The sequence below is a fragment of the Galactobacter valiniphilus genome (assembly GCF_003575975.1).
Lineage (GTDB): Bacteria > Actinomycetota > Actinomycetes > Actinomycetales > Micrococcaceae > Galactobacter > Galactobacter valiniphilus.
The window spans coordinates 20,727-44,030 of the sequence record NZ_QQXK01000005.1 but is presented as its reverse complement, the minus strand read 5'-3'; the positions used below and the strand labels follow the sequence as shown (position 1 = coordinate 44,030).

At 72.4% G+C, this 23,304-nt stretch carries 21 protein-coding genes; 7 read left to right on the top strand and 14 right to left on the bottom strand.

Annotated features, from left to right (window positions below):
* Positions 1–52: 52 nt before the first annotated feature.
* The 5 genes from yajC to DWB68_RS03485 all read right to left on the bottom strand — a co-directional run bounded on the left by yajC (position 53) and on the right by DWB68_RS03485 (position 3,819).
* Positions 53–481, bottom strand: a complete 429-nt coding sequence (yajC, locus tag DWB68_RS03505; RefSeq protein WP_119423759.1) for a preprotein translocase subunit YajC — start codon at positions 479–481, stop codon at positions 53–55.
* A gap of 127 nt (positions 482–608) precedes the next feature.
* Positions 609–1,646: a Holliday junction branch migration DNA helicase RuvB gene (gene ruvB / locus DWB68_RS03500; RefSeq protein ID WP_407645639.1), complete on the bottom strand. Its 1,038-nt coding sequence runs from the start codon at positions 1,644–1,646 to the stop codon at positions 609–611.
* Complete coding sequence (gene ruvA, locus DWB68_RS03495; protein WP_119423757.1) at positions 1,646–2,275, bottom strand: Holliday junction branch migration protein RuvA; 630 nt, start codon at positions 2,273–2,275, stop codon at positions 1,646–1,648. Before ruvA ends, ruvB begins: the two co-directional genes overlap by 1 nt.
* A 149-nt stretch (positions 2,276–2,424) precedes the next feature.
* Entirely contained in the window at positions 2,425–3,054 is a 630-nt protein-coding gene (gene ruvC, locus DWB68_RS03490) for a crossover junction endodeoxyribonuclease RuvC (protein ID WP_119423756.1), read from the bottom strand.
* A 3-nt stretch (positions 3,055–3,057) separates the two neighbouring features.
* Positions 3,058–3,819, bottom strand: coding sequence for a YebC/PmpR family DNA-binding transcriptional regulator (locus DWB68_RS03485; protein ID WP_119423755.1), 762 nt, complete (start codon positions 3,817–3,819; stop codon positions 3,058–3,060).
* Between the two features lie 184 nt (positions 3,820–4,003).
* Between DWB68_RS03485 and DWB68_RS03480 the strand changes: the two genes are divergently transcribed.
* On the top strand, positions 4,004–6,007 hold the full coding sequence (locus tag DWB68_RS03480) for a M3 family metallopeptidase (RefSeq protein WP_119423754.1): 2,004 nt from the start codon (positions 4,004–4,006) through the stop codon (positions 6,005–6,007).
* Between the two features lie 87 nt (positions 6,008–6,094).
* On the opposite strand, the gene pdxT is transcribed toward DWB68_RS03480, so the two are convergent.
* The 5 genes from pdxT to thrS form a co-directional block, all read right to left on the bottom strand.
* Positions 6,095–6,790, bottom strand: coding sequence for a pyridoxal 5'-phosphate synthase glutaminase subunit PdxT (pdxT, locus tag DWB68_RS03475; RefSeq protein ID WP_407645642.1), 696 nt, complete (start codon positions 6,788–6,790; stop codon positions 6,095–6,097).
* Positions 6,784–7,698: a pyridoxal 5'-phosphate synthase lyase subunit PdxS gene (gene pdxS / locus DWB68_RS03470; RefSeq protein WP_119423753.1), complete on the bottom strand. Its 915-nt coding sequence runs from the start codon at positions 7,696–7,698 to the stop codon at positions 6,784–6,786. The genes pdxT and pdxS overlap by 7 nt, the downstream gene beginning before the upstream one ends.
* A 235-nt stretch (positions 7,699–7,933) precedes the next feature.
* The gene (pgsA, locus tag DWB68_RS03465) at positions 7,934–8,569 is read right to left on the bottom strand and encodes a phosphatidylinositol phosphate synthase (protein WP_119423752.1); all 636 of its coding nucleotides are present in this window, start codon (positions 8,567–8,569) and stop codon (positions 7,934–7,936) included.
* A gap of 3 nt (positions 8,570–8,572) precedes the next feature.
* Positions 8,573–9,172, bottom strand: a complete 600-nt coding sequence (locus DWB68_RS03460; protein ID WP_119423751.1) for an HIT family protein — start codon at positions 9,170–9,172, stop codon at positions 8,573–8,575.
* Positions 9,165–11,186 (bottom strand): threonine--tRNA ligase, encoded by a 2,022-nt coding sequence (gene thrS, locus DWB68_RS03455; RefSeq protein WP_119423750.1) that lies wholly within the window; start codon positions 11,184–11,186, stop codon positions 9,165–9,167. Before thrS ends, DWB68_RS03460 begins: the two co-directional genes overlap by 8 nt.
* Positions 11,187–11,503: 317 nt before the next feature.
* Between thrS and DWB68_RS03450 the strand changes: the two genes are divergently transcribed.
* A complete protein-coding gene (locus tag DWB68_RS03450) occupies positions 11,504–13,387 on the top strand; it encodes a heavy metal translocating P-type ATPase (RefSeq protein WP_119423749.1) in 1,884 nt (627 codons plus the stop codon).
* Position 13,388: 1 nt separating this feature from the next.
* The gene (locus DWB68_RS03445; RefSeq protein WP_119423748.1) at positions 13,389–14,270 is read left to right on the top strand and encodes a PhzF family phenazine biosynthesis protein; all 882 of its coding nucleotides are present in this window, start codon (positions 13,389–13,391) and stop codon (positions 14,268–14,270) included.
* Between the two features lie 36 nt (positions 14,271–14,306).
* Here the strand turns inward: DWB68_RS03445 and DWB68_RS03440 are convergent, their stop codons facing one another.
* The 4 genes from DWB68_RS03440 to DWB68_RS03425 all read right to left on the bottom strand — a co-directional run bounded on the left by DWB68_RS03440 (position 14,307) and on the right by DWB68_RS03425 (position 19,953).
* A complete protein-coding gene (locus DWB68_RS03440; protein WP_119423747.1) occupies positions 14,307–14,759 on the bottom strand; it encodes an SRPBCC domain-containing protein in 453 nt (150 codons plus the stop codon).
* Between the two features lie 30 nt (positions 14,760–14,789).
* The gene (locus DWB68_RS03435; protein WP_119423746.1) at positions 14,790–15,356 is read right to left on the bottom strand and encodes a hypothetical protein; all 567 of its coding nucleotides are present in this window, start codon (positions 15,354–15,356) and stop codon (positions 14,790–14,792) included.
* Between the two features lie 86 nt (positions 15,357–15,442).
* A complete protein-coding gene (locus DWB68_RS16555; RefSeq protein WP_233548590.1) occupies positions 15,443–19,624 on the bottom strand; it encodes a DNA polymerase III subunit alpha in 4,182 nt (1,393 codons plus the stop codon).
* A complete protein-coding gene (locus DWB68_RS03425) occupies positions 19,621–19,953 on the bottom strand; it encodes a hypothetical protein (RefSeq protein ID WP_119423745.1) in 333 nt (110 codons plus the stop codon). The genes DWB68_RS16555 and DWB68_RS03425 overlap by 4 nt, the downstream gene beginning before the upstream one ends.
* 248 nt (positions 19,954–20,201) lie before the next feature.
* Here DWB68_RS03425 and DWB68_RS03420 point away from each other — a divergent pair, with 248 nt between their 5' ends.
* Genes DWB68_RS03420 through DWB68_RS03405 form a run of 4 tightly spaced genes read left to right on the top strand, consistent with a single transcriptional unit; the run spans position 20,202 to position 23,301 of the window.
* Positions 20,202–20,801, top strand: coding sequence for a hypothetical protein (locus tag DWB68_RS03420; protein ID WP_119423744.1), 600 nt, complete (start codon positions 20,202–20,204; stop codon positions 20,799–20,801).
* Positions 20,798–21,760 (top strand): GNAT family N-acetyltransferase, encoded by a 963-nt coding sequence (locus tag DWB68_RS03415; RefSeq protein WP_119423743.1) that lies wholly within the window; start codon positions 20,798–20,800, stop codon positions 21,758–21,760. The genes DWB68_RS03420 and DWB68_RS03415 overlap by 4 nt, the downstream gene beginning before the upstream one ends.
* Positions 21,761–21,812: 52 nt before the next feature.
* Entirely contained in the window at positions 21,813–22,817 is a 1,005-nt protein-coding gene (gene zapE, locus DWB68_RS03410) for an AFG1/ZapE family ATPase (protein ID WP_158588194.1), read from the top strand.
* A gap of 40 nt (positions 22,818–22,857) precedes the next feature.
* Positions 22,858–23,301: a VOC family protein gene (locus DWB68_RS03405; RefSeq protein ID WP_119423741.1), complete on the top strand. Its 444-nt coding sequence runs from the start codon at positions 22,858–22,860 to the stop codon at positions 23,299–23,301.
* Positions 23,302–23,304 lie beyond the last annotated feature (3 nt).

Here is a 23,304-nt window from a genome sequence, read left to right as displayed (position 1 = left end):
AACACCGCGTGGGCGGCCCCGATCAGGGGCGCCCACGCGGTGTGAGAAAAGGTCAGTCGCGGTTGCGGTCGGTGCCGTTCTCGCCGTCCTGCTCGCGCTGGCGGTCGGCCTCATCGGCCTCCGAGCTCAACGCGGCGGCGGCATCCGCCGGGGAATCGGCAACGATGGCGGCCGGCGAAGAGACGATCTGGGCCACGGCGCGGCCGTCGAACGTGATCGCGTTGCCGGGGGCCACCTCGAGCACGAGGCGGTTGTTCTCCGTGTCGACGGAAAGCACCGTGCCGTAGATGCCCGCCGTGGTCATGATCTCGGCGCCGGGCACCAGCTGGTTCTTGCGCTCCTCCGCGGCGGCCGTGGCCTTCTTGCGGTTGCGGAACATCATGAAGATCATGACGGCGAAGAGAGCCAGCAGGACCAGCATCATCGGGTTAAAGGTCTGCTGCTGCGCTGCGTCTTCAGCAAGCACGTAGGAGAGCGTCACGAGGGGTCATCCGTCCGTTAAGAAGTCTGTACTGCCAGGGTGTACCACGACCGGGGCGGGCACACATGGCCATCAGCATACCGCCGAGGGGGCGTGACGCAGGCGACACACCCCGAAAGCCCGAACCTCACAGGAGGGGTTCGGTCTCCCCCCATGCCCCCGGGGCGCCGTCCGGGGCGGCGAGCCCGAGGTGCCGCCAGGAGGCGGCGGTGGCGACACGCCCGCGCGGGGTGCGTCCGAGCAGGCCCTCACGCACGAGGAAGGGCTCGGCCACCTCCTCCACCGTCTCGGCCTCTTCGCCCACGGCGATGGCGAGGGTTGACAGTCCCACGGGTCCCCCGCCGAACTTCTGGCACAGGGCCGTCAGCACGGCGCGGTCGAGGCGGTCGAGGCCCTTCGCGTCGACCTCGTACATGTCCAGCGCTGCCCCGGCCGCCTTGGCGTCGATGGTGTGCTGACCGTGGACGAGCGCCCAGTCGCGCACGCGCCGAAGGAGCCGGTTGGCGATGCGCGGGGTGCCGCGCGAGCGCGAGGCGATCTGCGCAAAGCCCGCCTGCGTGACGGTCAGATCCAGCATGACGGCGGAGCGGCGCAGGACCAGCTCCAGCTCGTCCTGCGAATAGAACTCGAGGTGCCCGGTGAAGCCGAAGCGGTCGCGCAGCGGCGCGGGCAGCAGGCCGGCGCGCGTCGTGGCTCCCACGAGCGTGAAGGGGGGCAGCTCGAGCGGGATGGCCGTGGCCCCGGCGCCCTTGCCCACCACGATGTCCACGCGGAAGTCCTCCATGGCGAGGTAGAGCATTTCCTCGGCCGGGCGCGAGAGCCGGTGGATCTCATCGAGGAAGAGCACCTCCCCCTCGGTGAGCGAGGAGAGGATGGCGGCGAGGTCGCCGGCGTTCTGGATGGCGGGGCCCGAGGAAATGCGCAGCGGGGCCTGCATCTCGCTCGCGACGATCATGGCCAGCGTCGTCTTGCCGAGGCCTGGCGGACCGGAAAGCAGCACGTGGTCTGCCACGCGCCCGCGCAGCTTGGAGGCCTCCAAGACCAGCGAGAGCTGCTGGCGCACGCGCGGCTGCCCCACGAACTCGTCGAGGTTCTTGGGGCGCATGGCAGCCTCGAGGGCGCGCTCCTCCGGCTCCTGCCCCGCGGAGGTGAGTGACTCGCTCATCAGCGGCCGGCCTTCAGGCCGGAGGCGCGGCCGATGCCGGCGAGGACCGCACGCAGGAGCACGGGCACGGTGGCCTGCTCAAGGAAGGGATCGTCGGCCAGCGCGGCGTCGATGGCCTTGCCGGCGTCCTTCTCGCTCCAGCCGAGACCCACGAGCGCCTCGAGCACCTGGGCCGAACGCGCGTCCTGGGCGCTCCCGGCGGGCGCCGCCGCGACGGGCTGCTCCCCCGTGGGATGCAGCTTGCCCTTGAGTTCGAGCACGATGCGCTGGGCACCCTTGGGGCCGATCCCCGGCACCTGCGTGAAGGCCTTGGTGTCCTCGTTCGCGGCGGCGAGGGCGATGGACTCCGGCGCGTGCACCGCAAGGATCGCGAGGGCGAGCCGCGGGCCGATGCCCTGCACCGAGACGAGGATCTCGAAGGTCTCGCGATCGCGCGGCGTGTCGAAGCCAAAGAGGGTCATGGAGTCCTCGCGGACCACGAGCGCCGTGTAGGCCGTGGCGGCTTCACCCTCTCGCCACCCGGCCAGCGCGCGCGGGGTCGAGTGCACGAGGTAGCCCACGCCGCCCACATCGAGGACGAGCGAATTGAGCTGGGTGGAGGCGACCGTCCCGGTCAATTGAGCGATCATGCTGCCCTTCCCTCTCGCGGGCCCGATGCGCCCGCTCGCGTGCCCGCCCACGGGCGGGATTCGAAAATCTCTTCGATGATCGTAGCCGGTACGGGGCGGCACGCTCCCCAGGCGCGCCCTGCGTCGTCGGGCGCCGTGGCGCAGCGGCGCTAGCGGCCGCGCTTGGCGAGCGCCCGCAGCCGGGCCTCCTCGGCCCGGCGGCCGCCACCGGAGGCCTTGGCCTGGGCCTGGGCCCAGGCCCGCTGGGCGGGGGTGAGCCCGCCGGCGGTGCCCGACGACGCCGCGGCGAGCGAGCCGGGCGCGGCCCCTCGCCACGCGTGGGCCAGGGCGATCGCGATGGCGTCCGCCGCGTCCGCCGGCTTCGGCGGCTCGGCCAGCCTGAGGATCTTGGTCACCATGGCGGTGACGGTGGCCTTGTCCGCCTGGCCGGAGCCCGTGACGGCGGCCTTGACCTCCGTGGGCGTGTGCAGACCTACGGGGATGCCGCGGCGGGCAGCCGCGGCGAGCACCACGCCCATGGCCTGGGCGGTGCCCATGACGTTGGAGACGTTGGTGTAGGTGAACACACGCTCGATCGCGACGGCATCCGGCGCGTGTCGATCGAGCCAGGCCTCGATGCCGTCGGCAATGGCGAGGACCCGCTGGTCCAACGCAACAGTGGACGCCGTGCCCACCACGGTCACGTCAACGAGGGACGCCGACCGCGTGCGCTCGACGTCCACCGCCGAGAGGCCGCAGCGGGTGAGGCCGGGGTCCACCCCGACCACCCGCAGCGGCATCGCTCAGTCCTCTTCGAGCTCGGCGAGGACCTCGGCCGAGATCTCGACGTTGGAGTAGACGTTCTGAACGTCGTCCAGCTCCTCGAGGGCCTCCTCGAGCTTGAAGAACTTGCGGGCGCCCTCGGCGTCCAGCTCGACCTTCATGGACGGGACGAACTCGACCTCGTCGCTCTCGTACTCGATGCCGGCGGCATCCAGGGCCTCGGCCACGGCACGCAGGTCGGTGGGCTCGGAGATGATGGAGAAGGTCTCGCCGTTGTCGACGACCTCCTCGGCGTCGGCGCCGGCCTCAAGGACGACCTCGAGGAGCGAGTCCTCGGTGTTCTCGCCCTTGGGCAGCACCACAACACCCTTGCGGGCGAAGAGGAACTGGACCGAGCCCGGATCGGCGATGGTGCCGCCGTTGCGGGTGATGGCCACGCGCGTCTCGGACGCGGCGCGGTTCTTGTTGTCGGTCAGGCACTCCACGAGGAGGGCGGAACCCTGCGGGCCGCGCGCCTCGTAGATGATCTCGGTGTAGTCCACGACCTCGCCGGTCAGGCCGGCGCCGCGCTTGATGGCGCGATCGATGTTCGCGGCCGGAACCGAGTTCTTCTTGGCCTTGGAGACGGCGAGCTCGAGCCCCGGGTTACCGGCGATGTCGGCGCCGCCGGCGCGGGCGGCCACCTCGATCTTCTTGATGTACTGCGCGAAGGCCTTGGCACGCTTGGCGTCGATCGCCGCCTTCTTGTGCTTGGTAGTGGCCCATTTGGAGTGCCCGGACATGTGGCTCCTTGTGTCTGAAGGTGGCAAGTTCTGCGCGTTGCGCACGAAGCCCTGCTCAAGTGCCGCGGACGCCTCTCGGGCGCGGTCGCTTTTGTCGGAGTGCACAACGGATCACGCCCATTCTAACGTCCGGGCGCGCGTCGACCCGCGCACGGCCCCGGGTTGGCGTGGCACGCTGGTGCCCATGAGCCCCGTCTTCACCCATCCGAGCCCCCTCCCCTACGAGTTGCCGGCGCTGGCCACCATCACGGCGCAGGACCTGATCGACGGCGTCCGCGAGGGCATCGCCGAGCAGCTGGCCAACGTGGAGGCGATCGTGGCCGACCCGGCCCCCGCGAGCTTCGAGAACACCTTCGGCGCGCTCGAGCGCAGCGCCCCGATCCTGCGCCGCGCCATGGGGGCGGCGTGGAACATCATTCCCTCCCACGGCACGGCTCAGATGAAGGACGCGGAGCTCGTGATCTCCGAGCTCGGGAGCGCCCACGAGGACGCCCTGACGCTGCACCCGGGGCTCACGCGGCGCCTCGCGGAGGTGGATGTGAGCGCGCTGGAGGGCGAGGAGGCGCGGCTCGCTCAGCAGACGCTCATCCGCCGCCGCCTGGCCGGCGCGGAGCTGGACGAGGCGGGCCGCGCCCGCCTGAGCGAGCTCAACGATCGCATCTCGGCGCTCAGCACGCGCTTTGGCCAGCGCGTGAGCGAGGACATGAACGACGCCGCGGTGCTGCTCAGCGCCGAAGAGGCGACCGGGCTGTCTGCCTCGGCCCTGGCTTCCTCGGCCGCCGCCGCGCAGCGTGCCGGGCTGGAGGGGAACCTGCTCACGCTCATCCTCCCGAGCGTGCAGCCGGCCCTGGCGGAGCTCACCGGCACCGCGAGCCGCGAGCGCCTGCACACTGCCTCCGTCTCCCGCGGCGACGCCTCGCCGGGCGGGACCCTAGGACTGGCCGTGGAGATCTCGGCCCTGCGCGCCGAGCGCGCGGAGCTGCTTGGCTACCCGCACCACGCGGCGGCGACCCTCGCCACCCGCTCGGAGACGCGCCTCGAGCGGGTCCAGGAGCTGCTCTCGAGGGCCGTGGCCCCCGCCGTCGCGAACGCAGCGGCGGAGGACGCGCGCATCGCCGAGGTAACGGGGAGTCCGGTCAACGCGTGGGACCGCCCGGCTGGACTCGACGCCGTCGCGGCCCGGGACTTCGGCGTGGACGCCGGGGCCCTGAAGGACTACTTCGAGCTGGACCGCGTGCTCAACGAGGGCGTCTTTCGCGCCGCCCGCCTCGTCTACGGGCTGAGCTTCACGCCCCGCCCCGACCTGCCGGTCCACCATCCGGACGCCCGCGTGTGGGAGGTCTTCGATGAGGACGGCACCGGGCTCGGGCTGTTCATCGGCGACTTCTTCGCCCGCCCCACCAAGCGCGGCGGTGCCTGGATGAACTCCCTGCGCGACGGCGCGAGCGCCCTGGGCGAACGCCCCGTGGTGATGAACAACCTCAACATCCCGCAGTCGCCCCCGGGCGAGCCGGCCCTGTGCACGCTGGACGAGGTCAACACGCTCTTCCACGAGTTTGGGCACGCCCTGCACGGGCTGTTCTCCGCCGCGGCCTACCCGTCGCTGGCCGGCACGGCCATCCCCACGGACATCGTGGAGTTCCCGAGCCAGGTCAACGAGATGTGGGCCAAGCATCCGGAGGTGCTCCCCCACTACGCCAAGCACTGGAGCACGGGCGCGGCGCTGCCCGCCGAGACGCTCGAGGCGCTGATCGCCGCCGCGCAATGGGGCGAGGGCTTCAGCACCACGGAGTACCTGGGAGCCGCTCTGCTGGACCTGGCGTGGCACACGCTCCCGGCCGGCGAGCGGGTCGAGGATCCGCTCGCCTTCGAGGACGCGGCCCTGCGCGCCCACGGCTTCGACCCGGAGGCGATCGCGCCGCGCTACCGCAGCGGCTACTTCCAGCACATCTTCGAGTCCGGGTACTCGGCCGGGTACTACTCGTACTTCTGGGCCGAGGTGCTCGACGCCGACACGGTGGCCTGGTTCGAGGAGCAGCCGGACGTACGGGCGGCCGGCCAGCGTTTCCGCGAGGAGTTCCTCTCGCGCGGCAACACGCGCGACACGCTCGAGTCCTTCCGCGCCTACCGCGGGCGCGACGCCGATCCGGCGTTCCTGCTGCGCCGTCGGGGCCTGATCCAGGGCTGAGCCGCCCCAAGCAACATCGGAGTGGGTTCGGCACGTTTTCTCGCGAAAAACCGTACCGAACCCACTCCGCTTCTGGGGTTGGGGCCCTTAGGCCACGCGGCCCGCCGCCCGTTCTCCCGCCGCGGCGGCGAGCCAGGAGTGCAGCGCCGTCTCCCCCGCCGATTCCGGGTGGAACGACGTCGCGACGAGATGCCCCTGCGCCACGGCGACGGGGTGCCCGTCCACGGTGGCCAGGACGCTCACGCCCTCGCCCACCTCCTCGATGCGCGGCGCGCGGATGAACACCGCGCGGACGCTCGAGGGGCCGGGCAGCGATGCGCCCCAGGCCGCCAGTTCGAGGTCCTGCTCGAAGCTGTCAACCTGGCGCCCGAAGGCGTTGCGGCGCACCGTGACGCCCAGCCCGCCGATGCTCTCCTGCTCGCGGCCGCGCACCACCGCCGGGTCGGCGATCGTGTCGGAGAGGAGGATCATGCCGGCGCACGTCCCGAGGACGGGGAGCCCGTCGGCGATCGCCGCGCGCAGCGGCTCCATGAGCTCGAAGACCCGCAGCAGGTGCGCGATCGCCGTGGACTCGCCGCCGGGCAGGATGAGCCCGTCGACCGAGGCCAGCTCGCTCGCCCGGCGCACCGGGACCGGCACGGCACCCACGGCGCGCAGGGCCTCGGCGTGCTCGCGCACATCGCCCTGGAGGGCGAGCACGCCCACCCGCACGCCGTCGCCGGGCGCCTGCGCACCCAACGTCCCGTGCAGACGGGCCGCCTCCGTGGAGAGGGTGCTCACCAGCCGCGCTCGGCGAGGCGGTGCGGCACCGGGATGTCGGTGACGTTGATCCCCACCATGGCCTCGCCCAGGCCGCGGGAGACCTCGGCGACCACGGACGGATCGTCGTGGAAGGTCGTGGCCTTCACGATGGCCGCCGCGCGCTGGGCCGGGTTGCCGGACTTGAAGATGCCGGAGCCAACGAACACGCCCTGGGCGCCGAGCTGCATCATCATGGCCGCGTCGGCCGGGGTCGCGATGCCGCCGGCGGTGAAGAGCACCACGGGCAGCTCGCCCGTGCGGGCCACCTCGGCGACAAGCTCGTAGGGGGCCTGCAGCTCCTTGGCGGCGACGTAGAGCTCGTCGGGGGCCAGGGAGGTCAGGCGCGCGATCTCGGCGCGGATGGTGCGCATGTGGGTCACGGCGTTGGAGACGTCGCCCGTGCCGGCCTCGCCCTTGGAGCGGATCATGCCGGCGCCCTCGGTGATGCGGCGCAGGGCCTCGCCCAGGTTGGTGGCGCCGCAGACGAACGGCACGGTGAACTCGTGCTTGTCGATGTGGTTGGCGTAGTCGGCCGGCGAAAGCACCTCGGACTCGTCGATGTAGTCGACCCCGAGGGACTCGAGGACGCGGGCCTCCATGAAGTGGCCGATGCGGGCCTTGGCCATGACCGGGATGGACACGGCCTCGATGATGCCGTCAATCATGTCCGGGTCGGACATGCGGGAGACGCCGCCCTGGGCACGGATGTCGGCGGGAACGCGCTCGAGCGCCATGACGGCCACGGCGCCGGCGTCCTCGGCGATGCGGGCCTGCTCCGGGGTCACCACGTCCATGATGACGCCGCCCTTGAGCATGCGGGCCATGTCGCGCTTGACGCGCGGGCCGCCCGTGGTCTGCTCGGGCTGGGGGGTGGTGGGCTGCTCGGCCATGATGCTCCTGCTTCGCGGTTCGGTGGGGTTGAACACGAGCAACGTTAGGGACGGCGCCGGGCGGGCACCCAAGGGTGCGCTTCACATATGACGTCCCACCGGGGCCCGAAACTTGACACAGCCCCCCGACCTAACCCCAGACGCCACGACGGCCCCCTCCCGCGTGTTGCGGGAGGGGGCCGTCGAGAGCGACGCAAGGCCCGACGTCGGGCGCTTGGCCTGGGTGTCGAAAGGCTCAGCCTCGCGTCTGGGCGCGGACCAGGGCCACGCGCTGCAGCGCCGTGAAGGCGCTCGCGATCGCGAGCACCCAGAGGACGCCGTAGAGCACCCAGGGGGTCAGGCCCAGGCCGGTGAAGCCCGTGAAGACGAGCAGGAGCACGATGCGCTCGCTGCGCTCGGCCAGGCCGACATTGGCCTCGAGGCCGAGCGACTCGGCCTTGGCACGGGCGTAGGAGACCACGCCGCCCAGGGCGAGATTCGCCAGCGCCAGTGCACCCAGATCGGGGCGCCCGCCTCCGGTCAGGAACCAGAAGGTCACGGCCCCGAAGAGCACGAAGTCGACCACCCGGTCCAGCGTCGAGTCGAGGAACGAACCCCAGGCCTTCTGGCCCTCGGTGCGCACCGGTTCCGAGCCGTCCTCCTCCGGCAGGCGGGACAGGATGCCGTCCAGCATGTCGGAGAAGATGAACACCGTCACCGCGACGGTGCCCCAGAAGAGGTGGCCCATCGGGTAGGCGATGAGCGCCGACAGGATCGCGCCGAAGGAGCCCACGATCGTGACGACGTCCGGCGTGACGCCGGCCCGGCGCAGGGCGCGGGCGAGCGGCGTGAAGAGCGCGGTGAAGAGGCCGCGCGCGTAGCGATCAAGCATGGGCTACTCGACCTCCGCCCAGCCGCGCTGCATGAGCTCGAGCGTCTCGCCCAGCACCACCGGGATCGCCTTGGTCTTGGCGATGATCGGGAAGAAGTTGGCGTCCCCGTTCCAGCGCGGGATGACGTGCTGGTGCAGGTGCGCGGCGATGCCCGCCCCGCCTGCCTGACCTTGGTTCATCCCGAGGTTGAAGCCGGCCGGCTTGGACACGTGGCGCAACACGCGCATCGCCTTCTGGGCCAGCGCGCCCATCTCCGCGGTCTCCTGCACTGTGATGTCCGTGTAGTCGGGCACGTGACGGTACGGCAGCACCATCATGTGGCCCGGGTTGTACGGGTACAGGTTCAGGTTCACGAAGCAGGTCGCGCCGCGGAAGACGATGAGCGCGTCCTCATCGCTGCGGGTCGGGGCCGAGCAGAACGGGCAGCTCGCCTCGTCCTTGACCTGGTCCTGACCGGCGTTGATGTACGCCATGCGGTAGGGCGTCCAGAGGCGGCCGAGCGCGTCCGGGTCGGCGGGCAGCTCGAAGCCGTCCGTGGCCGCCGCGTCCGTCTCCGGATCGGCGCCGGGCACGCGCCCGGCCGCCTGCTGGGGCTCAGGCATGGTCGGTGTTCACCCGGTTCTTCACGTGCGCCACGATGCGGGCCACGGCCTCGTCCACGGGCACCTGATTGTCCTGCTCGCCGTCGCGGTAGCGGAAGGAGACAGCGCCAGCCTCCTGGTCCTCGCCGCCGGCGATGAGCACGAACGGGATCTTCTCCTTGGAGGCGTTGCGGATCTTCTTGGGGAAGCGATCGCTCGAGTCCTCCAGCTCCGCGCGGATGCCCTGGGCCTTGAGCTTGGCGACCACCTCGGCGAGGTAGTCGTTGAAGGCCTCGGCCACGGGGATGGCGCGCACCTGCACGGGGGCGAGCCAGGCCGGGAAGGCGCCGGCGTAGTGCTCCACGAGCACGCCCATGAAGCGCTCGATCGAGCCGAACTTGGCGGCGTGGATCATGACCGGCTCCTGGCGGGTGCCGTCGGCGGCCTGGTACTCGAGGCCGAAGCGCGCGGGCTGGTTGAAGTCGTACTGGACCGTGCCCATCTGCCACGTGCGGCCGATCGCGTCCTTGGCCTGGACCGAGATCTTGGGGCCGTAGAACGCCGCTCCGCCCGGATCCGCGACCAGCTCGACGCCGGACTCGGAGGCCACGCGCTCGAGGACGGCCGTGGCCTCCTCCCACTGCTCGTCCGAGCCGATGAACTTATCGGACTCGGGGTCGCGCGTGGAGAGCTCGAGGTAGAAGTCGTCCATGCCGAAGTCGCGCAGCAGCGAGAGCATGAAGTTCAGCAGGTGCTCCACCTCGGCGGGGGCCTGCTCCTTGGTGACATAGGAGTGCGAGTCGTCCTGGGCAAAGCCGCGCACGCGCGTCAGGCCGTGGACCACGCCGGACTTCTCGTAGCGGTACACGTGACCGAACTCGAAGAGGCGCAGGGGCAGCTCGCGGTAGGAGCGGCCGCGGCCACGGAAGATGAGGTTGTGCATGGGGCAGTTCATCGCCTTGAGGCGGTAGTCCTGGCCCGGCTTGGTGACGTTGCCGTCCTCGTCGTACTCCTCGTCCACGCGCAGGGCGGGGAACATGGTGTCGGCGTAGTACGGCAGGTGGCCCGAGGTGTGGAACAGGCCGTCCTTGGAGATGTGCGGCGTGCCGACGTACTGGAAGCCCTCCTCCACGTGGCGGTCGCGGACGTAGTCCTCCATCTCGCGCTTGATGATGCCGCCCTTGGGGTGGAACACCGGCAGGCCGGAGCCCAGCTCGTCGGGGAAGGAGAAGAGGTCGAGCTCGGAGCCGAGGCGGCGGTGATCGCGGCGCTCGGCCTCGGCCAGGCGCTCCTGGTAGGCCTTGAGGTCCTCCTTGGTGGGCCAGGCCGTGCCGTAGATGCGCTGCAGCTGCTTGTTCTTCTCGCTGCCGAGCCAGTAGGCGGCCGCCGAGCGCGTGAGCGCGAAGGCGTTGGAGATGATCTTGGTGTTCTGCAGGTGCGGGCCGCGGCACAGATCGCACCACACGACGTCGCCCGACTTGCGGTCGACGTTGGAGTAGATCGTCGTCTCGCCGGCGCCGACCTCGACGGAGACGCCCTCGCCTGACTCGTCGGCGGCGTCCGCCTTGTCGAGCAGGATGAGCTTGTAGGGCTCGTCCGCCATGACCTCGCGGGCCTCGGCGGGCGTGACCACGCGGCGCTCGAACTTCTGGTTCTGGTTGACGATCTTGAGCATCATCTTCTCGAGCGTCTTGAGGTCCTCCGGCGTGAAGGGTTCCTCGACGTCGAAGTCGAAGTAGAAGCCGTCCTTGATGTACGGGCCGATGCCGAGCTTGGCGTCGGGGCGCAGCTGCTGCACCGCCTGGGCCATGACGTGGGCCGTCGAGTGGCGCAGGACGTTGAGGCCGTCCTCCGAGTCGATCGTGACGCCCTCCACGGTGGTGCCGGCCACGAGCTCGCGGGAGAGGTCCTGCAGGGCACCGTCGACGCGCATCACCACGATGCTGCGGTCCTCGAAGAAGAGCTCGGCGCCGGTGGTCCCCTGAATCACCTCCCGCTCGTTGCCGTCGATGGTGAGCGTGATGTTCTGCGACACGGGAGGTCCTCTTTCGTGAATGACGGCTTCAGGGCATGTGGCATACGGTGACCACGGCCAGCCGGGGTCAATCGTAGTCCAGCGCGCCGCGGCATCCGAGGATGCCGCCCCGAGGGTGACCCAGGTCACCGCTCGCCGAAGGCGGGCGGTGCACGCGAGGCGAGGCACGACGTCGGGCGCTCGCCTCCGGCGCGCCGCCCACCCCTGGGGTCTCGCCGCCGCGGGCCGGGCAGGGCATGCTTGAATGCATGGCACTTCTCCCCCCGGCGGCGGCCTCCCCCGACCGCACCCCTGCATCCCCTTCCCAGCGCGGCCGGATGACGGCGGTGGCGCGCTTCCTGCGCTCGTACCCGTGGGTCACGGCAACCCTCGCCGTCCTGGTGGTGGTCCTCGTGTGCGCCGCGGCCGGCTGGCCCCTGGCGGCCCGGATCATTGCGACGGCCTACGTGGGCGCCTTCGTGGTCTACACGTGCGTGGGCATGGTCAGGGACATGCTGCGCGGGCACTGGGGCCTGGACATCCTGGCGGTCGTGGCGATGCTCGCCACGCTGTGGGTGGGCGAGTACGTGGCGGCGCTCATCGTCATGCTCATGCTCTCCGGCGGCGAGGCGCTGGAGGACGCCGCCGCGTCCCGCGCCAAGGCTGATCTGGACGCGCTGTTGCATCATGCTCCCCAACGCGCGGTCCGCGTGGCGGCCGATGGCACGCAGGCCGAAGTGGACGCCGCCGAACTGCTGGCCGGGGACACCGTGCTCGTGCGGCCCGGCGAGGTGGTGCCCGTGGACGGGCGCCTGCTGGAGGCGGCGGAGTTCGATCTGTCCTCCCTCACGGGCGAGTCTCTCCCCGTGGGCCTGGGAGCCGGCGACGAGGTGGCCTCCGGCGCCGTCAACGGCAGCACGGTCGTGCGGCTCATCGCCCTGCGCGCGGCGGATCAGAGCCAGTTCCAGCAGATCGTGGCGCTCGTGCGCCGTGCGCAGGAGAACAAGGCGCCGACCGTGCGCCTCGCCGATCGCTTTGCCCTCCCCTTCACCGCCTTCTCCCTGCTCCTGGCGGGCGGTGCCTGGGCGCTCTCCGGGGACCCACTGCGCTTTGCGCAGGTCCTCGTGCTGGCGACCCCGTGCCCGCTGCTCATCGCGGCTCCCGTCGCCTTTCTCGGCGGTCTCTCCCGCGCCTCGCGGGCCGGCGTGGTGGTCAAGGACGGCGGCGTGCTCGAACGCCTGGGTCGGCTGCGTTCGGCCGCGTTCGATAAGACCGGGACCCTGACGGCGGGCCGCCCGGAGCTCGTGGCGGTGCGCCCGGCCGGCGGGGCGGTGGCCGACGAGGTGCTGCGCCTCGCCGCTGCCGCCGAACAGGCCTCCTCTCACGTCCTGGCCGCGGGCATCATCGCCGCCGCCGAGGCGCGCGGCCTGCAGCTTCCCGCCGTGGACGGGGCGAGCGAGGTCGCGACCAATGGCGTCCTGGCCCGGGTGGAGGGCCGCGAGGTGGCGGTGGGCAAGCCGGCCTGGGTCGCCTCCCTGGCGCCGGGCCTCGAGCGCGCGCCGCTCTCGGCGGGGCAGGCCGCGGCCTACGTGGCGGTGGACGGCGTCTTCGCCGGGACGCTCGTGCTGCAGGACGCGCCGCGGCCGGAGGCGGCCGCGGTCACGGCGTGGCTGCGCGAGAACGGCGTGGCGCGCCAGGTGATCCTGACGGGCGACGTCGAGGCCACGGCCGCGCCGGTCGCCGCGAGCGTGGGGATCACGGAGGTGCACGCCGAGCTGCTGCCGGCCGACAAGGTGCGGCTCGCCGCGGAACTCTCCCCGCGCCCAGTGGTCATGGTGGGCGACGGCGTCAACGACGCCCCCGTGCTCGCGGCCGCGGACGTGGGCGTGGCGATGGGCGCCCGCGGTGCCACCGCGGCCGGCGACGCCGCCGATGCGGTGATCCTGCGCGACTCACTGCGCCCGCTCGCCGAGGCGTTGAGCATCGGCCGCCACACGCTGCGCGTGGCGCTCACGTCCATCTGGATCGGCATCGTGCTGAGCGTTGGCCTCATGCTCGTCGCAGCGACCGGCGCGATCCCCGCCGTGGCCGGGGCGCTCACGCAGGAGCTCGTCGATCTCGCGGCGATCCTCTACGCCCTGCGGGCCCTGCGGCCGCCGGTGCTCGCGCTTCCCGCCCATGCGCCCGGGAATGCGGCGCCGTCCGAGTCGGTTGGCCCCTGATATGAGTACCGAGCCGCTGCACTACACCGCCTTCGCCGACGCCCCGCAGGGAGGAAACCCGGCCGGGGTGGTGCCGGATGCCTCCCGCCTCGGCGCCGAGGACATGCAGGCGCTGGCCTCCAAGCTCGGCTACCCAGAGAGCGCCTTTGTCGTCTCCCTGACGCACCCCACCGAACCCGGTGGGGTTGCCCGCGTGGGCATGCGCTATTTCACCCCGGCGGCCGAGATCCCCTTCTGCGGGCACGCGACCGTCGCCACCGCCGTGGAGCTCTTCGACGCCCACGGCTTCGCCGAGATGCTCTTCGAGACGCCGGCTGGCGAGGTGGCGATCTCCGCCTCCCGCGACGCCGGCACCGAGGCGGTCGTCTCCTTCACCTCCGTGGAGCCGGCGGTGCGCGAGCTCGATCCGCTGGCGCTGGAGCGCCTGCTGGAGATCCTGGCGCTGCGCGAGGACGACCTGGCCCCCGGTGTCCCGGCGCTCGAATCCTTCGCCGGGAACTGGCACCCGGTCCTGGTGCTGCGCGAGCGCGAGCTCTTCCACCAGTTCCGCTTCGACCCGCGCGCCCTGGCGCCGCTCATGACGCAGCGCGGCTGGACCGGCACGGTGACCGTCCTCTCGCCGCTCGGCGAGGCGCTCTACGAGGCCCGCAACCTCTTCCCGGTGGGTCGCCTCACCGAGGACCCGGCGACGGGCTCGGCGGCCGCCTCCACCGGCGCGTACCTGCGCCACGTCGGCAGGGCCCCGGCGGACGGCAGGGTCAAGATCCTGCAGGGGGCGCACGTGGGCCGCCCCAGTCGATTGCTCGTGGACATCCCGGCCGAGGGTGGCATCCGGGTCAGCGGCGGCGCCCGGCGCTTCACGCCCGCCGCATCCAGGGGCTAGCGCCCCAGGGTCACGGCCCGACGGCGGCTCGTCGGGTCAGGCGCGGGAGGCCAGGACCGCCTCGAGCTGGCGCAGCGAGGCGGCGAAGCCCTCGCGGTGCCCCTCGATCACGGCGAGCCCGGCAAAGGACGTCACCTGACCGCACAGGCGCAGCCGCGTGGTGGCTCCGTGGTCCTCGAGCTCCCAGCTCAGCAGCGCGGCGCTGAGCGGGCCCTCCGGCGTGCCGAGCAGCTCGCTGTGCACCAGGAGCGAGCCGGGGATGAGCCGTAGGTAGCGCACCTCGCCGTCCAGGCCGAGCCGGCCCGCCGGGCCGCAGCGGTAGTGGTCGCGGCCGCCCTCACTGAAGTCGGTGGCGTCGTAGACGAGCTCCTGTCCGGGCGGCACCGTCCAGGCGAGCCGGAGCTCCGGGTCGGCCAGCTGCTCCCACACCGCTCCCGGGGGCGCCGGCAGCGTGGCGGTGATGACGATGGTCTCGTGCAGGGGATGCATGCTCTCGTCCTTCCGGTGGCGGCGCTGCCCTTACTTGAGCTCGGCGATGGCCCCTGAGACGTCGACCAGGAGCCCGACGGCGTCCGTCACGCTGGTCTCGCCCAGGAGCTGCTGTCCGGCCTGGCCAGCGATGGTGAGGCCCAGCGTCCGCTCGGGAAAGTGCGCGCTGACCCCGCCGACCTCGGCCAGGGTCTCCCCCTCCGCCCCGACGATCACCGCGCCGCCTTGCACCCGGGGATCCGTGCGGTACAAGGGATTGTCGAGGTCCAGCACCGGCGTGTCCTCGCGATCGACCACGCTGAGCCCGAGGACCGGCTCTCCGGCGGAGGCCCACGTGCAGCGCAGCTGGCCCTCGTTCGTCGCGTCGCCCTCGATCAGCAGCGCGTCGTCAGCCACCACGCTCAGCCCCTCCGTGGAGGGAAGCATCGCCTGGCCCGCCTGCCTGCAGAGCTCCAGCGCCCGCGGGTCGCCGGCGGGGTTCGACGCCGCCACGTCGGCGACGGGCGAAGCCTGCACGCAACCGCCCAGCGCCGTTGCCAGGGGAAGGGCCAACGCGAGGGCCAGGGCGTGCGGGCCGCCGAGTGATCGTCGATTCATGCTCTGGAGCGTAGAACCCCCCTCCGCCTGGCGCCAGGCCCGCGCCGGCAGCGAGGCCGGGCCGCGCCCCGAGGCGTGCGCCTGCCTCAGCCCATGCCGCCCGCCTTCTTGACCCGGCTCTCGCCCAGCGCGCCGAGGCCGTCTCCCCCGCCACCCGTGGCGTCCGAGCCATCACCCGGCCGCCACGGAACGGGACGTCCCACCACGGCCCCTGCCACGCGGCGTCGGGCACCGCGGCCCGCGGCCGCACCGGAGCCCGCCCGGGTGGGGGCCAGCGCCCCGGCCGGGGCGAGCTCGGCCGCCGTGGCCCCGTTGGCACCGGCCCGCACGATCCCTCGGTACCAGCCGCCCGCCTCGCCCGGCACGGTGAGCTCGGGGTCGCGGCGCAGGGCGGCGCGCCACTCCCCCTCGGTGCGCTCGAGATAGTCGGCGCCCGGCAGCGCGGCGTTCGGGCCCTGCAGGTCCCAGGCCTTCAGCGCCTGCACCGAGACCGCGCGCGGCCCGGTGCGGCGCGTAACCCCCTCCACGAGCATGAGGTTCGAGGCGAAGAGCAGCGGGCCTGTGGCGTGCTGGGCCTGCGTGAAGAAGGCGATGTCGACGCAGCCGTGGCCATCGTCGAGGGACAGAAACACCACGCGCTCGCCCGAGCGCATGGGTGGCGTCTGGGTCGCGACGCGCACCCCGGCCACGAGCACGCGCGAACCGGAGCGCAGGGTCAGCAGCCGGTCGGAGGGCGTGGCGCCCACCTTGTCGAGGAAGGCGTGGTGCGCGCTCATGAGGTGGCCGGAGAGGTCGGCGGCCGTGAGGTCAAGCTCCTCGCGGATGCGCTGCGTTGGCGTTGGCTCGGGGAAGAGCGGCGTGAGCGCGCTCGTCTCCAGGTCCACGCCGAGCGGCAGCGCCAGCTGCCCGTCCACCTGCCGCCGCACCGCCTTGCGGGAGCCGGAGGCGCCCGCCCCGCGGCGAGCGCCCACGCCGTTCATGAGACCCTCGCGCTGGGCGTCGAGGTGGTGCACCAGATCGGCCCGGCCCCCGGCCCCCTTGACGAGGAAGCGGTCGAGCGCGCCGAGCTGGGCCAGGCGGCGCAGATTGGTGCGCGTGGGCCGGGCGCGGTCGCGGACGTCCGCCACGGAGTCGTAGGGCGCGCCGGCCTCGAGGCGCACGGCCTCCGCCTCGGAGAGCGAGGTGATGAGGCTCAGGGCCAGGCGCACGCCGAGCTTGCCCGAGGCCCGGACGCCGGGGACGGCCTCCACCCCTGGCGCGCCGGGGATCTCCTCCACGGCGAAGCGCCTCCCCGAGTGGTTCACGTCGAGGGGAAGGAGGGGCACGCCGAGGCGCCTTGCCTCGGCGATGAGCAGGCGGCGCGGGTACATGCCGGGGTCGTGTTCGAAGAGCCCGGCGAGGAAGGCCTCGGGGTGATGGGTCTTGAGCCAGGCCGAGTGGTAGGTGGGCACGGCAAAGGCCGCGCCGTGCGCCTTGCAGAAGCCGAAGGACCCGAAGGCGGCGAGCGTGGCCCAGACGCGGTCGATGATGGGCAGCGGATACCCGCGCTTGAGCGTCTCGGCGCGGAAGAAGCGCTCGACCGCCGGCTCCTTGGCCGGGTTGCCGAGGCGCCGGCGCAGCACGTCGGCCTGGGCCAGGCCGCAGCCGGTCATGACGTCGAGCATGCGCAGCACCTGCTCGTGGAAGACCACCACGCCGTGCGTCTCGGCAAGGATCGGCGCGAGGTCCGGGTGCGGGTAAGCCTCCTCGGCGAAGCCGTGGCGCTGCTCGAGGAAGGGCCTGACCATGTCTGATTGCATGGGGCCGGGCCGGAAGAGGGAGATGTCGATGATGAGGTCGTTGAACTCCGTTGGCGCGAGCTTGCCGATGAGTTCGCGCTGGCCCGGCGACTCGATCTGAAAGACGCCGAGCGTGTTGGTGGTGCGGATCATCTCGTAGGTCGCCTCGTCATCCAGCGGGACGAGGGACAGGTCGATGACCCCGTCCTGTCCCAGCCAGGGCGGCAGGGAGGTGCCCGACGGCGTTGGGGCGGCGCCTGGCAGGGTCAACCCGTCCGGCGCCCCGGCGCCGTCTGGAACGCGGCGGACCACCCCGCTGTATTCCTTGCGCCCCTCGTACCAGGCGCCCATGCTCACGCGCTCGTGCTGCCCGGCGGCGTGCACCGCCGCTCCGTCGCCGTGGATGCGGGCGATCTCCTCGAGCGTGTAGGCGATGGTGGATTGCATCCTCACCCCGAGCACGTCGAGCTTGAGCAGGCCCATGGGGTCCATGTCGTGCTTGTCGAACTGGCTCATGGGCAGGCCGAGCCCGGAGGCCTGCACTGGCGTGCGGGTGAGCAGGCGCGCGTCGGAGAGGATCACGCCGCACGGGTGCATGGAGATGTGCCGGGGCAGGCGATCGAGCCGCTCGGTGAGGTCCACGAGCAGGTCCACCTGGTGCCCACCCTTGGCGCGGTCGGCCTCGAGGCGCTGGGCCAAGGGGCGCAGCTCGGGCATGGCGTCGATGGCCTCGCGGAAACTGCCGGCGGAGAAGCGCCACAGGCTCTTGGCGATCGCGTCGGTCTCCTCCCCCTCCAGTCCAAGCGCCATCCCCGCGTCGCGGACGGCGCCGCGCGCGCGGTAGGCGTTTTGCATGCTCATGAGCGTGGTGCGCTCGGAGCCGAAGCGGCGGAAGAGCTCACGGTAGACCTCGTGGCGCCTGGCGGATTCGACGTCCACGTCGATGTCTGGCAGCGAGGTGCGGTCCCTGGAGAGGAAGCGCTCGAAGATGAGGTCGTGGGCCAGGGGGTTCACGTGGGAGATCCCCGTCAGGTACGCCACGAGCGAGGAGGCGCCGGAGCCGCGGGCGGCGCTGCGCACGCCGAGGGAGCGGATGAGGTCGGTGGCCGTGGCGACGGTGAGGAAGTAGCCCGCAAAGCCGAGGTCGGCGATGATGCCGAGCTCGTGCTCGAGGCGTTCGCGCGCGCCGGGCCGGCCCGCCTTGCCGAAGGCCGAGCCGGGGGCGCCTGGACCGAAGTGGCGCTCGAGGCCCTCCTCGCAGCGGGCGCGCAGGATCTCCTGCGGGTCGCCGCTCAGCCCGAGCACGGAGGCCTCCGGGACGGAGGGCACGCCCCAGCCGAGGTCGGCGAGCGGGTCGAGGGCGCTCGCGGCGGCCAGGTCCTCGGTGTCGCGCAGCAACTCGATGGCCGCTTCGTTCCCCGCCCCGAGTTCGTAGGCCAGCTCGGCGGCGAGCGCGTGCATGTCCCTGGCGGGCTTGAGCCAGCCCTGCCCGTTGGCCTGCAGCGCCTCGCCGGGATGGGGCGGGGTGAGGCCGAGGCTCAGGGGACTCAGGAGCCGCACGGCATCGAGGACGTCCGCCGTGGCGGCGCCGTCCGGGTGCAGGTAGCGCACGGCGTTGCTCAGAACGGCGGGGACGCCGAGCTCGCGGGCGATCCGCAGCATGCGCACAGCGTGGGCCATGCTGTAGGGCGCGCCGGGCTCGGCGTAGTGGCTGACGACCTCCACGGCGAGCGCCCCCGGGCCGAGGGCCTCCTTCCACGCGCGCAGGGCCACGCGGGCGCCGCGGTAATCCCGGGCCGCCGCCGCGCGCCCCACGTCCGAGTCGGGGCCGAGCAGCACGGTGAGGGCCGGCGCCCCGCCGGGGGCGCGCACGAGCGAGGCCAGCTGGGTCGGCGTCACGCCGACGCTGACCTGGGGATCGGGCGAGGGCCCGACGGCGCCCGGCCGGGGACGGCGCGTGTGCCTCGCCTCGGGCGAGAGGTCGCGCACGGGTGCCAACCCGCCGTCATGCGGGGAGGCCCCGGCGTGGGCGAGGCTCACGAGGGAGCAGAGGGCGGCGTAGCCGGCCCCCGCCGGCGCGGGCCGGGGCGTCCCGGCCCGCCCGGCGGGGAGGAAGCGCGTGCCGAGGCCGGATTGGGCGCCGGCGCCGCGCGCGAGGATCACCACGCGGCCGCTCGGCTTGCTCCGTCCGCCCGGGGCGTGGGTGGCCGAGGCTGTGCGTGCCCCGCGGCTTGCCTCCTCCCGCGCCGGCGGTGCCCCACGCCGGTGCCCGCGCTCGGGCAGGAGGGCGAGGTCCACCCCGGCGATGGGCGCGAGCCCGGCCCCGAGGCAGGCTCCCACGTGCTTGACCAGCCCGTAGAGGCCGTCACGGTCGGTGGCGGCCAGCGCCCAGGCCCCCTCCGCCTTGGCCTCCGCGGCGAGCGCGTCCGGCCAGTCCACGCCGTAGTGGGCGCTGAAGGCGCTCGCGACGTGCAGGTGCGTGAAGCTCATGCGCTGCGCCGTTCCCCCTGCGGCACCCCCGCCGTCGCCTCCGGCAGGTTGATGAGGCGCCAGCGCCCCGTCTGCGGCTGGTGGCTCACGTGCACGGTCCGCGGGGCGTCCCGCTCGCCGAGGCGCAGCTGCAGGCGCCAGATCTCCTCGTCAACGAGGCCGGCCCCGAGGCCGCGCTGGGCGCGGGCGCTCTCCTCCCACCACGCCGTACGCCGGTACCAGCGCACGGGGCGGGCGCACACGCGCCAGGCGTGCCCGCCCCAGGTCACGCGCAACGGCTGCCCTGCCGCGCTCAGCGTCACCTCAACCGATTGGGTGAACAACCCCATCCGGATCCTCCAAAAGCGCCGGGCGTGAGAAGCACCGGCGCGGGCCACAGTGCGGCCGGACACCCCTGGGAAGCTAGGAGGGGCCGACCCCGATAGATTCGAACAGATGTTCGAACAGCTCTATCCTCAGGGTACCCCCTGACGCTTCGGGCGCGCCAAGGATTCTTTGAGCTCACCTACACTCGGCACCAGCCCCCTCCCGCCAGCACCGCCAGCCGCACCGGACGCGGCGAACCGCGAAGGACGCCATGAAACTCAACCGCTCTCCCCTGATCTGGGTGGCCCTCGTCGCGCTGCTGGTCGTGGCCGGCCTGCGCTTCTTCCGCGACATCGAGAAGGGAAAGGGAAGCACCGTCTTCTGGGGCGTGGGCATCGCCCTCGTCATCGTCGGCGCGCTGTGGTGGTGGCAGAGCGCCTCCCGCAAGGGGGCGGTACAGGCGCTGACCTCCACCCGACCTGGCGACTTCGCGGCGGGAGTGAGGTCCACGACCGTGAACACGAACCTCACCAAGCAGGTGGCCAAAGAGCTGGGAACCAAGGCCAAGGGAACCCTCAACATCAACGCCGTGAGCGCCAACGCCCGGGAGCTCACGCTCTGGCACGGGGCGAACAAGGCAACGCTCACCGTTCAGGCCTCCCGCATCACCTCGCTGCACACGGGCGAGGTGAGCGAGGGGATCCACCGCTACCCCAATCTCATCGTGGCGATCGACGAGCGGCTCCCCCTGGCCTTCTCCCCGCGCCTCGAGGACGGCGACACGCTGGAAGGCATGGCCCACCGGCTCGCCACGGCGCTCGGCCTGCCCTCCGAGCGGATCGACCCGCCGTTGTCAGGGGACCAGGGATGAGCGAGGAGATCGCGGCACTCTACGACACCGAGGGGAAGCAGATCGGCAGCGCTCCCCGCTCCGAGGTGCGCGCCAAGAACCTGCACCACGCGGCCACCGCCGTGGTGGTCTTCAACCGCGCCGGGCGGGTCTTTGTGCACCAGCGCACCGAGAGCAAGGACGTCTACTCCGGGCTCTTCGACTTCGCCGCCGGAGGCGTGCTCCAGGACGGCGAGGATCCCTGGGAGGCCGCCGGGCGCGAACTCGCCGAGGAGCTGGGCCTCAGCGATCCGCTCAACCGCATCGGCGAGGGCGAGTACGCCGATGCCCACACGAGCTATCACGGCTTCCTCGCCTGGGCGCTCACCGACGACGAGCCGACACTCCAAGCCGAGGAGGTCCAGGGCGGTTCCTGGTGGCCCCGCGAGGAACTGCTGCGCGCCCTTGAGGAGACCCCGGAGCGCTTCATGCCGGACACGGTGGCACTACTGGGCGGCTGGCTCGCGGCGGAAGGCTCCAACCCGCGGGTGCGTCGCGCCACGCGCGGAGACCTCACCGCCGTGCGGTCCCTGAGCCTCGCCTACCAAGGCGGCACCGCCAGCATCGACGATGACGCCTTCGCCCGCCGCTTCACCACCCTCCACACGAGCGCGCACCACCTCCTCTTGATCGCGGAGCTCGACGGCATCCCCGTCGGCTACGCCCTGGCCCAGGACCACGGCCCCGGCCTGCGGGAGGGCTTCAGCGTCGGGCGCTTCCACGATCTCTACGTCGCCCCCGCCGCCCGTCGCGCCGGCGTGGGTCGACGCCTCGTGTGCGCCGTGGCGGCGTGGGCCGAAACCCGGGGAGAGTTCATCCTCGATTGGCAGGGCAGCCCGGGCGCCGTCGCGTTCTACGAGCGCCTGGGTTACGAGGCCGACCGGCGCGGCGACTTCGCCGACTACCCGGGCTTCTGCATCGACCCCCGCACCGGGCAGTGAGTGCGGCCGCTCCGGTCAGGCACCCGAGCCTGAGTGCGCGAGAATGGACAGCATGAGCTCGTCCCCCAGCACCACCCAGCCAGACTCCCCAGCCGTCGCCTCCCCCTGGGAGGACGTGAACGCGGAGGGGCTCCGCGAGGCAGCCGCCGAGGCCGGGCACACCCTGGATGCAGAGCAGCTGGCGGCCATCGAGGCGATCGCCGCCAAGCACCCCCGCGGCGTGTACCTCCACGGCGCCGTGGGTCGCGGCAAGTCCTGGCTCGCCGACCGAGTGCTGGCCCAGATCACCGGGCCCACCAAGCGCCTGCACGTGCACGGCTTCCTCAAGGAACTTCAGCACCACATGGCGGTGGAGCAGCTCCCGCTCCCCGAGGCCGTGGCAGCCCTCATCGGCGACGCCCGCTTCCTGCTGCTCGACGAATTCCACGTGCACGACATCGCCGACGCGATCATGCTGCGCCGCACCCTCGTGACCCTGCTGGAGGGCGACACGGCGCTGCTCATGACCTCCAACTACCCGCCGGAGCGCCTCCTGCCCAACCCCTCCTTCCACGACGCCGTCCTCCCGGCCATCGAGGCCATCCAGGAGAACCTGGAGACGGTGCACCTGGGCGGCGAGCACGACTACCGCGTGCAGAGCGAGCACACGGGAGGCTTTGCCTCCGGCCGCTGGAACGTGGGCGAGGCACCCAGCCAAGGGCACGACGTCGTGCAGGTGCCGTTGAGCCCCACGCGCGCCTTGAGCGCGCTCGCCGCCGGCGACGGCACGCTGCGCGTGCACTGGGACGAGCTCTGCTACGGCAACGTGTCGGTGGGCGACTACCTGACGCTGGCCAGCGACTTCGAGCGCTTCGAGCTCCTCGGGGTGCCCAACCCGCAGTTCATGGATCCCGAACCGTTCCAGCGCCTGGCCTACCTGCTGGACGTGCTCGTGGACGCGGACCGCCCGCTCATCGTCTGGGCCGCGACCGAGCGCGCCGCCTTCGCCACGGCCATGCGCCGCCCGCGCGACGTGGAGCGCCTGACCTCGCGCCTGCAGCTCCTGCAGGAGGGCTGAGCCCAGCGCGGCGTTGGCCCCGAGGGCTACGCTCGGGCGCATGAACCAGCCAGCCGCATCCCACTTCGTCACCGCCCTCACCCTGGGGGTGCGCGACGTCGAGGCCTCCCTGGCCTTCTACCGGGAGGCCCTCGGCCTGCCGCTGGTCTACCACGTGCCAGGCGAGATCGCCTTCGTTCAAGCGGCGCCGGGCCAGCTCCTGGCGCTGTGGAACATCGCTTCGATGCCGGGCGAATACGGCAACGTGGGCTTCTCCCCCGACTCCGCCCCGCCCGTCTCGCTCGGCCACAACGTCGCCACCGCCGCCGAGGTGGTGCCGCTGGTCGACCGCGCGCTCGCCGCCGGCGCCACGCTCGTGAGCGCGCCGGAGACGAGGTCCTGGGGCGGGACGAGCGGCTGCGTCGCCGATCCCGACGGCTACCGCATCGACGTGGTGCACAATCCGGCGTTCTCCATCGGCGAAGACGGATCCCTGACGGTGTGACAC

Coding starts and splice junctions, on each gene's coding strand:
- ruvB (WP_407645639.1), bottom strand. CDS start 1,646: ATGAGCGAGTCACTCACCTCCGCGGGGCAGGAGCCGGAGGAGCGCGCC.
- ruvA (WP_119423757.1), bottom strand. CDS start 2,275: ATGATCGCTCAATTGACCGGGACGGTCGCCTCCACCCAGCTCAATTCG.
- ruvC (WP_119423756.1), bottom strand. CDS start 3,054: ATGCCGCTGCGGGTGGTCGGGGTGGACCCCGGCCTCACCCGCTGCGGC.
- DWB68_RS03485 (WP_119423755.1), bottom strand. CDS start 3,819: ATGTCCGGGCACTCCAAATGGGCCACTACCAAGCACAAGAAGGCGGCG.
- DWB68_RS03480 (WP_119423754.1), top strand. CDS start 4,004: ATGAGCCCCGTCTTCACCCATCCGAGCCCCCTCCCCTACGAGTTGCCG.
- pdxS (WP_119423753.1), bottom strand. CDS start 7,698: ATGGCCGAGCAGCCCACCACCCCCCAGCCCGAGCAGACCACGGGCGGC.
- pgsA (WP_119423752.1), bottom strand. CDS start 8,569: ATGCTTGATCGCTACGCGCGCGGCCTCTTCACCGCGCTCTTCACGCCG.
- DWB68_RS03460 (WP_119423751.1), bottom strand. CDS start 9,172: ATGCCTGAGCCCCAGCAGGCGGCCGGGCGCGTGCCCGGCGCCGATCCG.
- DWB68_RS03450 (WP_119423749.1), top strand. CDS start 11,504: ATGACGGCGGTGGCGCGCTTCCTGCGCTCGTACCCGTGGGTCACGGCA.
- DWB68_RS03445 (WP_119423748.1), top strand. CDS start 13,389: ATGAGTACCGAGCCGCTGCACTACACCGCCTTCGCCGACGCCCCGCAG.
- DWB68_RS03440 (WP_119423747.1), bottom strand. CDS start 14,759: ATGCATCCCCTGCACGAGACCATCGTCATCACCGCCACGCTGCCGGCG.
- DWB68_RS03435 (WP_119423746.1), bottom strand. CDS start 15,356: ATGAATCGACGATCACTCGGCGGCCCGCACGCCCTGGCCCTCGCGTTG.
- DWB68_RS16555 (WP_233548590.1), bottom strand. CDS start 19,624: ATGAGCTTCACGCACCTGCACGTCGCGAGCGCCTTCAGCGCCCACTAC.
- DWB68_RS03425 (WP_119423745.1), bottom strand. CDS start 19,953: ATGGGGTTGTTCACCCAATCGGTTGAGGTGACGCTGAGCGCGGCAGGG.
- DWB68_RS03420 (WP_119423744.1), top strand. CDS start 20,202: ATGAAACTCAACCGCTCTCCCCTGATCTGGGTGGCCCTCGTCGCGCTG.
- DWB68_RS03415 (WP_119423743.1), top strand. CDS start 20,798: ATGAGCGAGGAGATCGCGGCACTCTACGACACCGAGGGGAAGCAGATC.
- zapE (WP_158588194.1), top strand. CDS start 21,813: ATGAGCTCGTCCCCCAGCACCACCCAGCCAGACTCCCCAGCCGTCGCC.
- DWB68_RS03405 (WP_119423741.1), top strand. CDS start 22,858: ATGAACCAGCCAGCCGCATCCCACTTCGTCACCGCCCTCACCCTGGGG.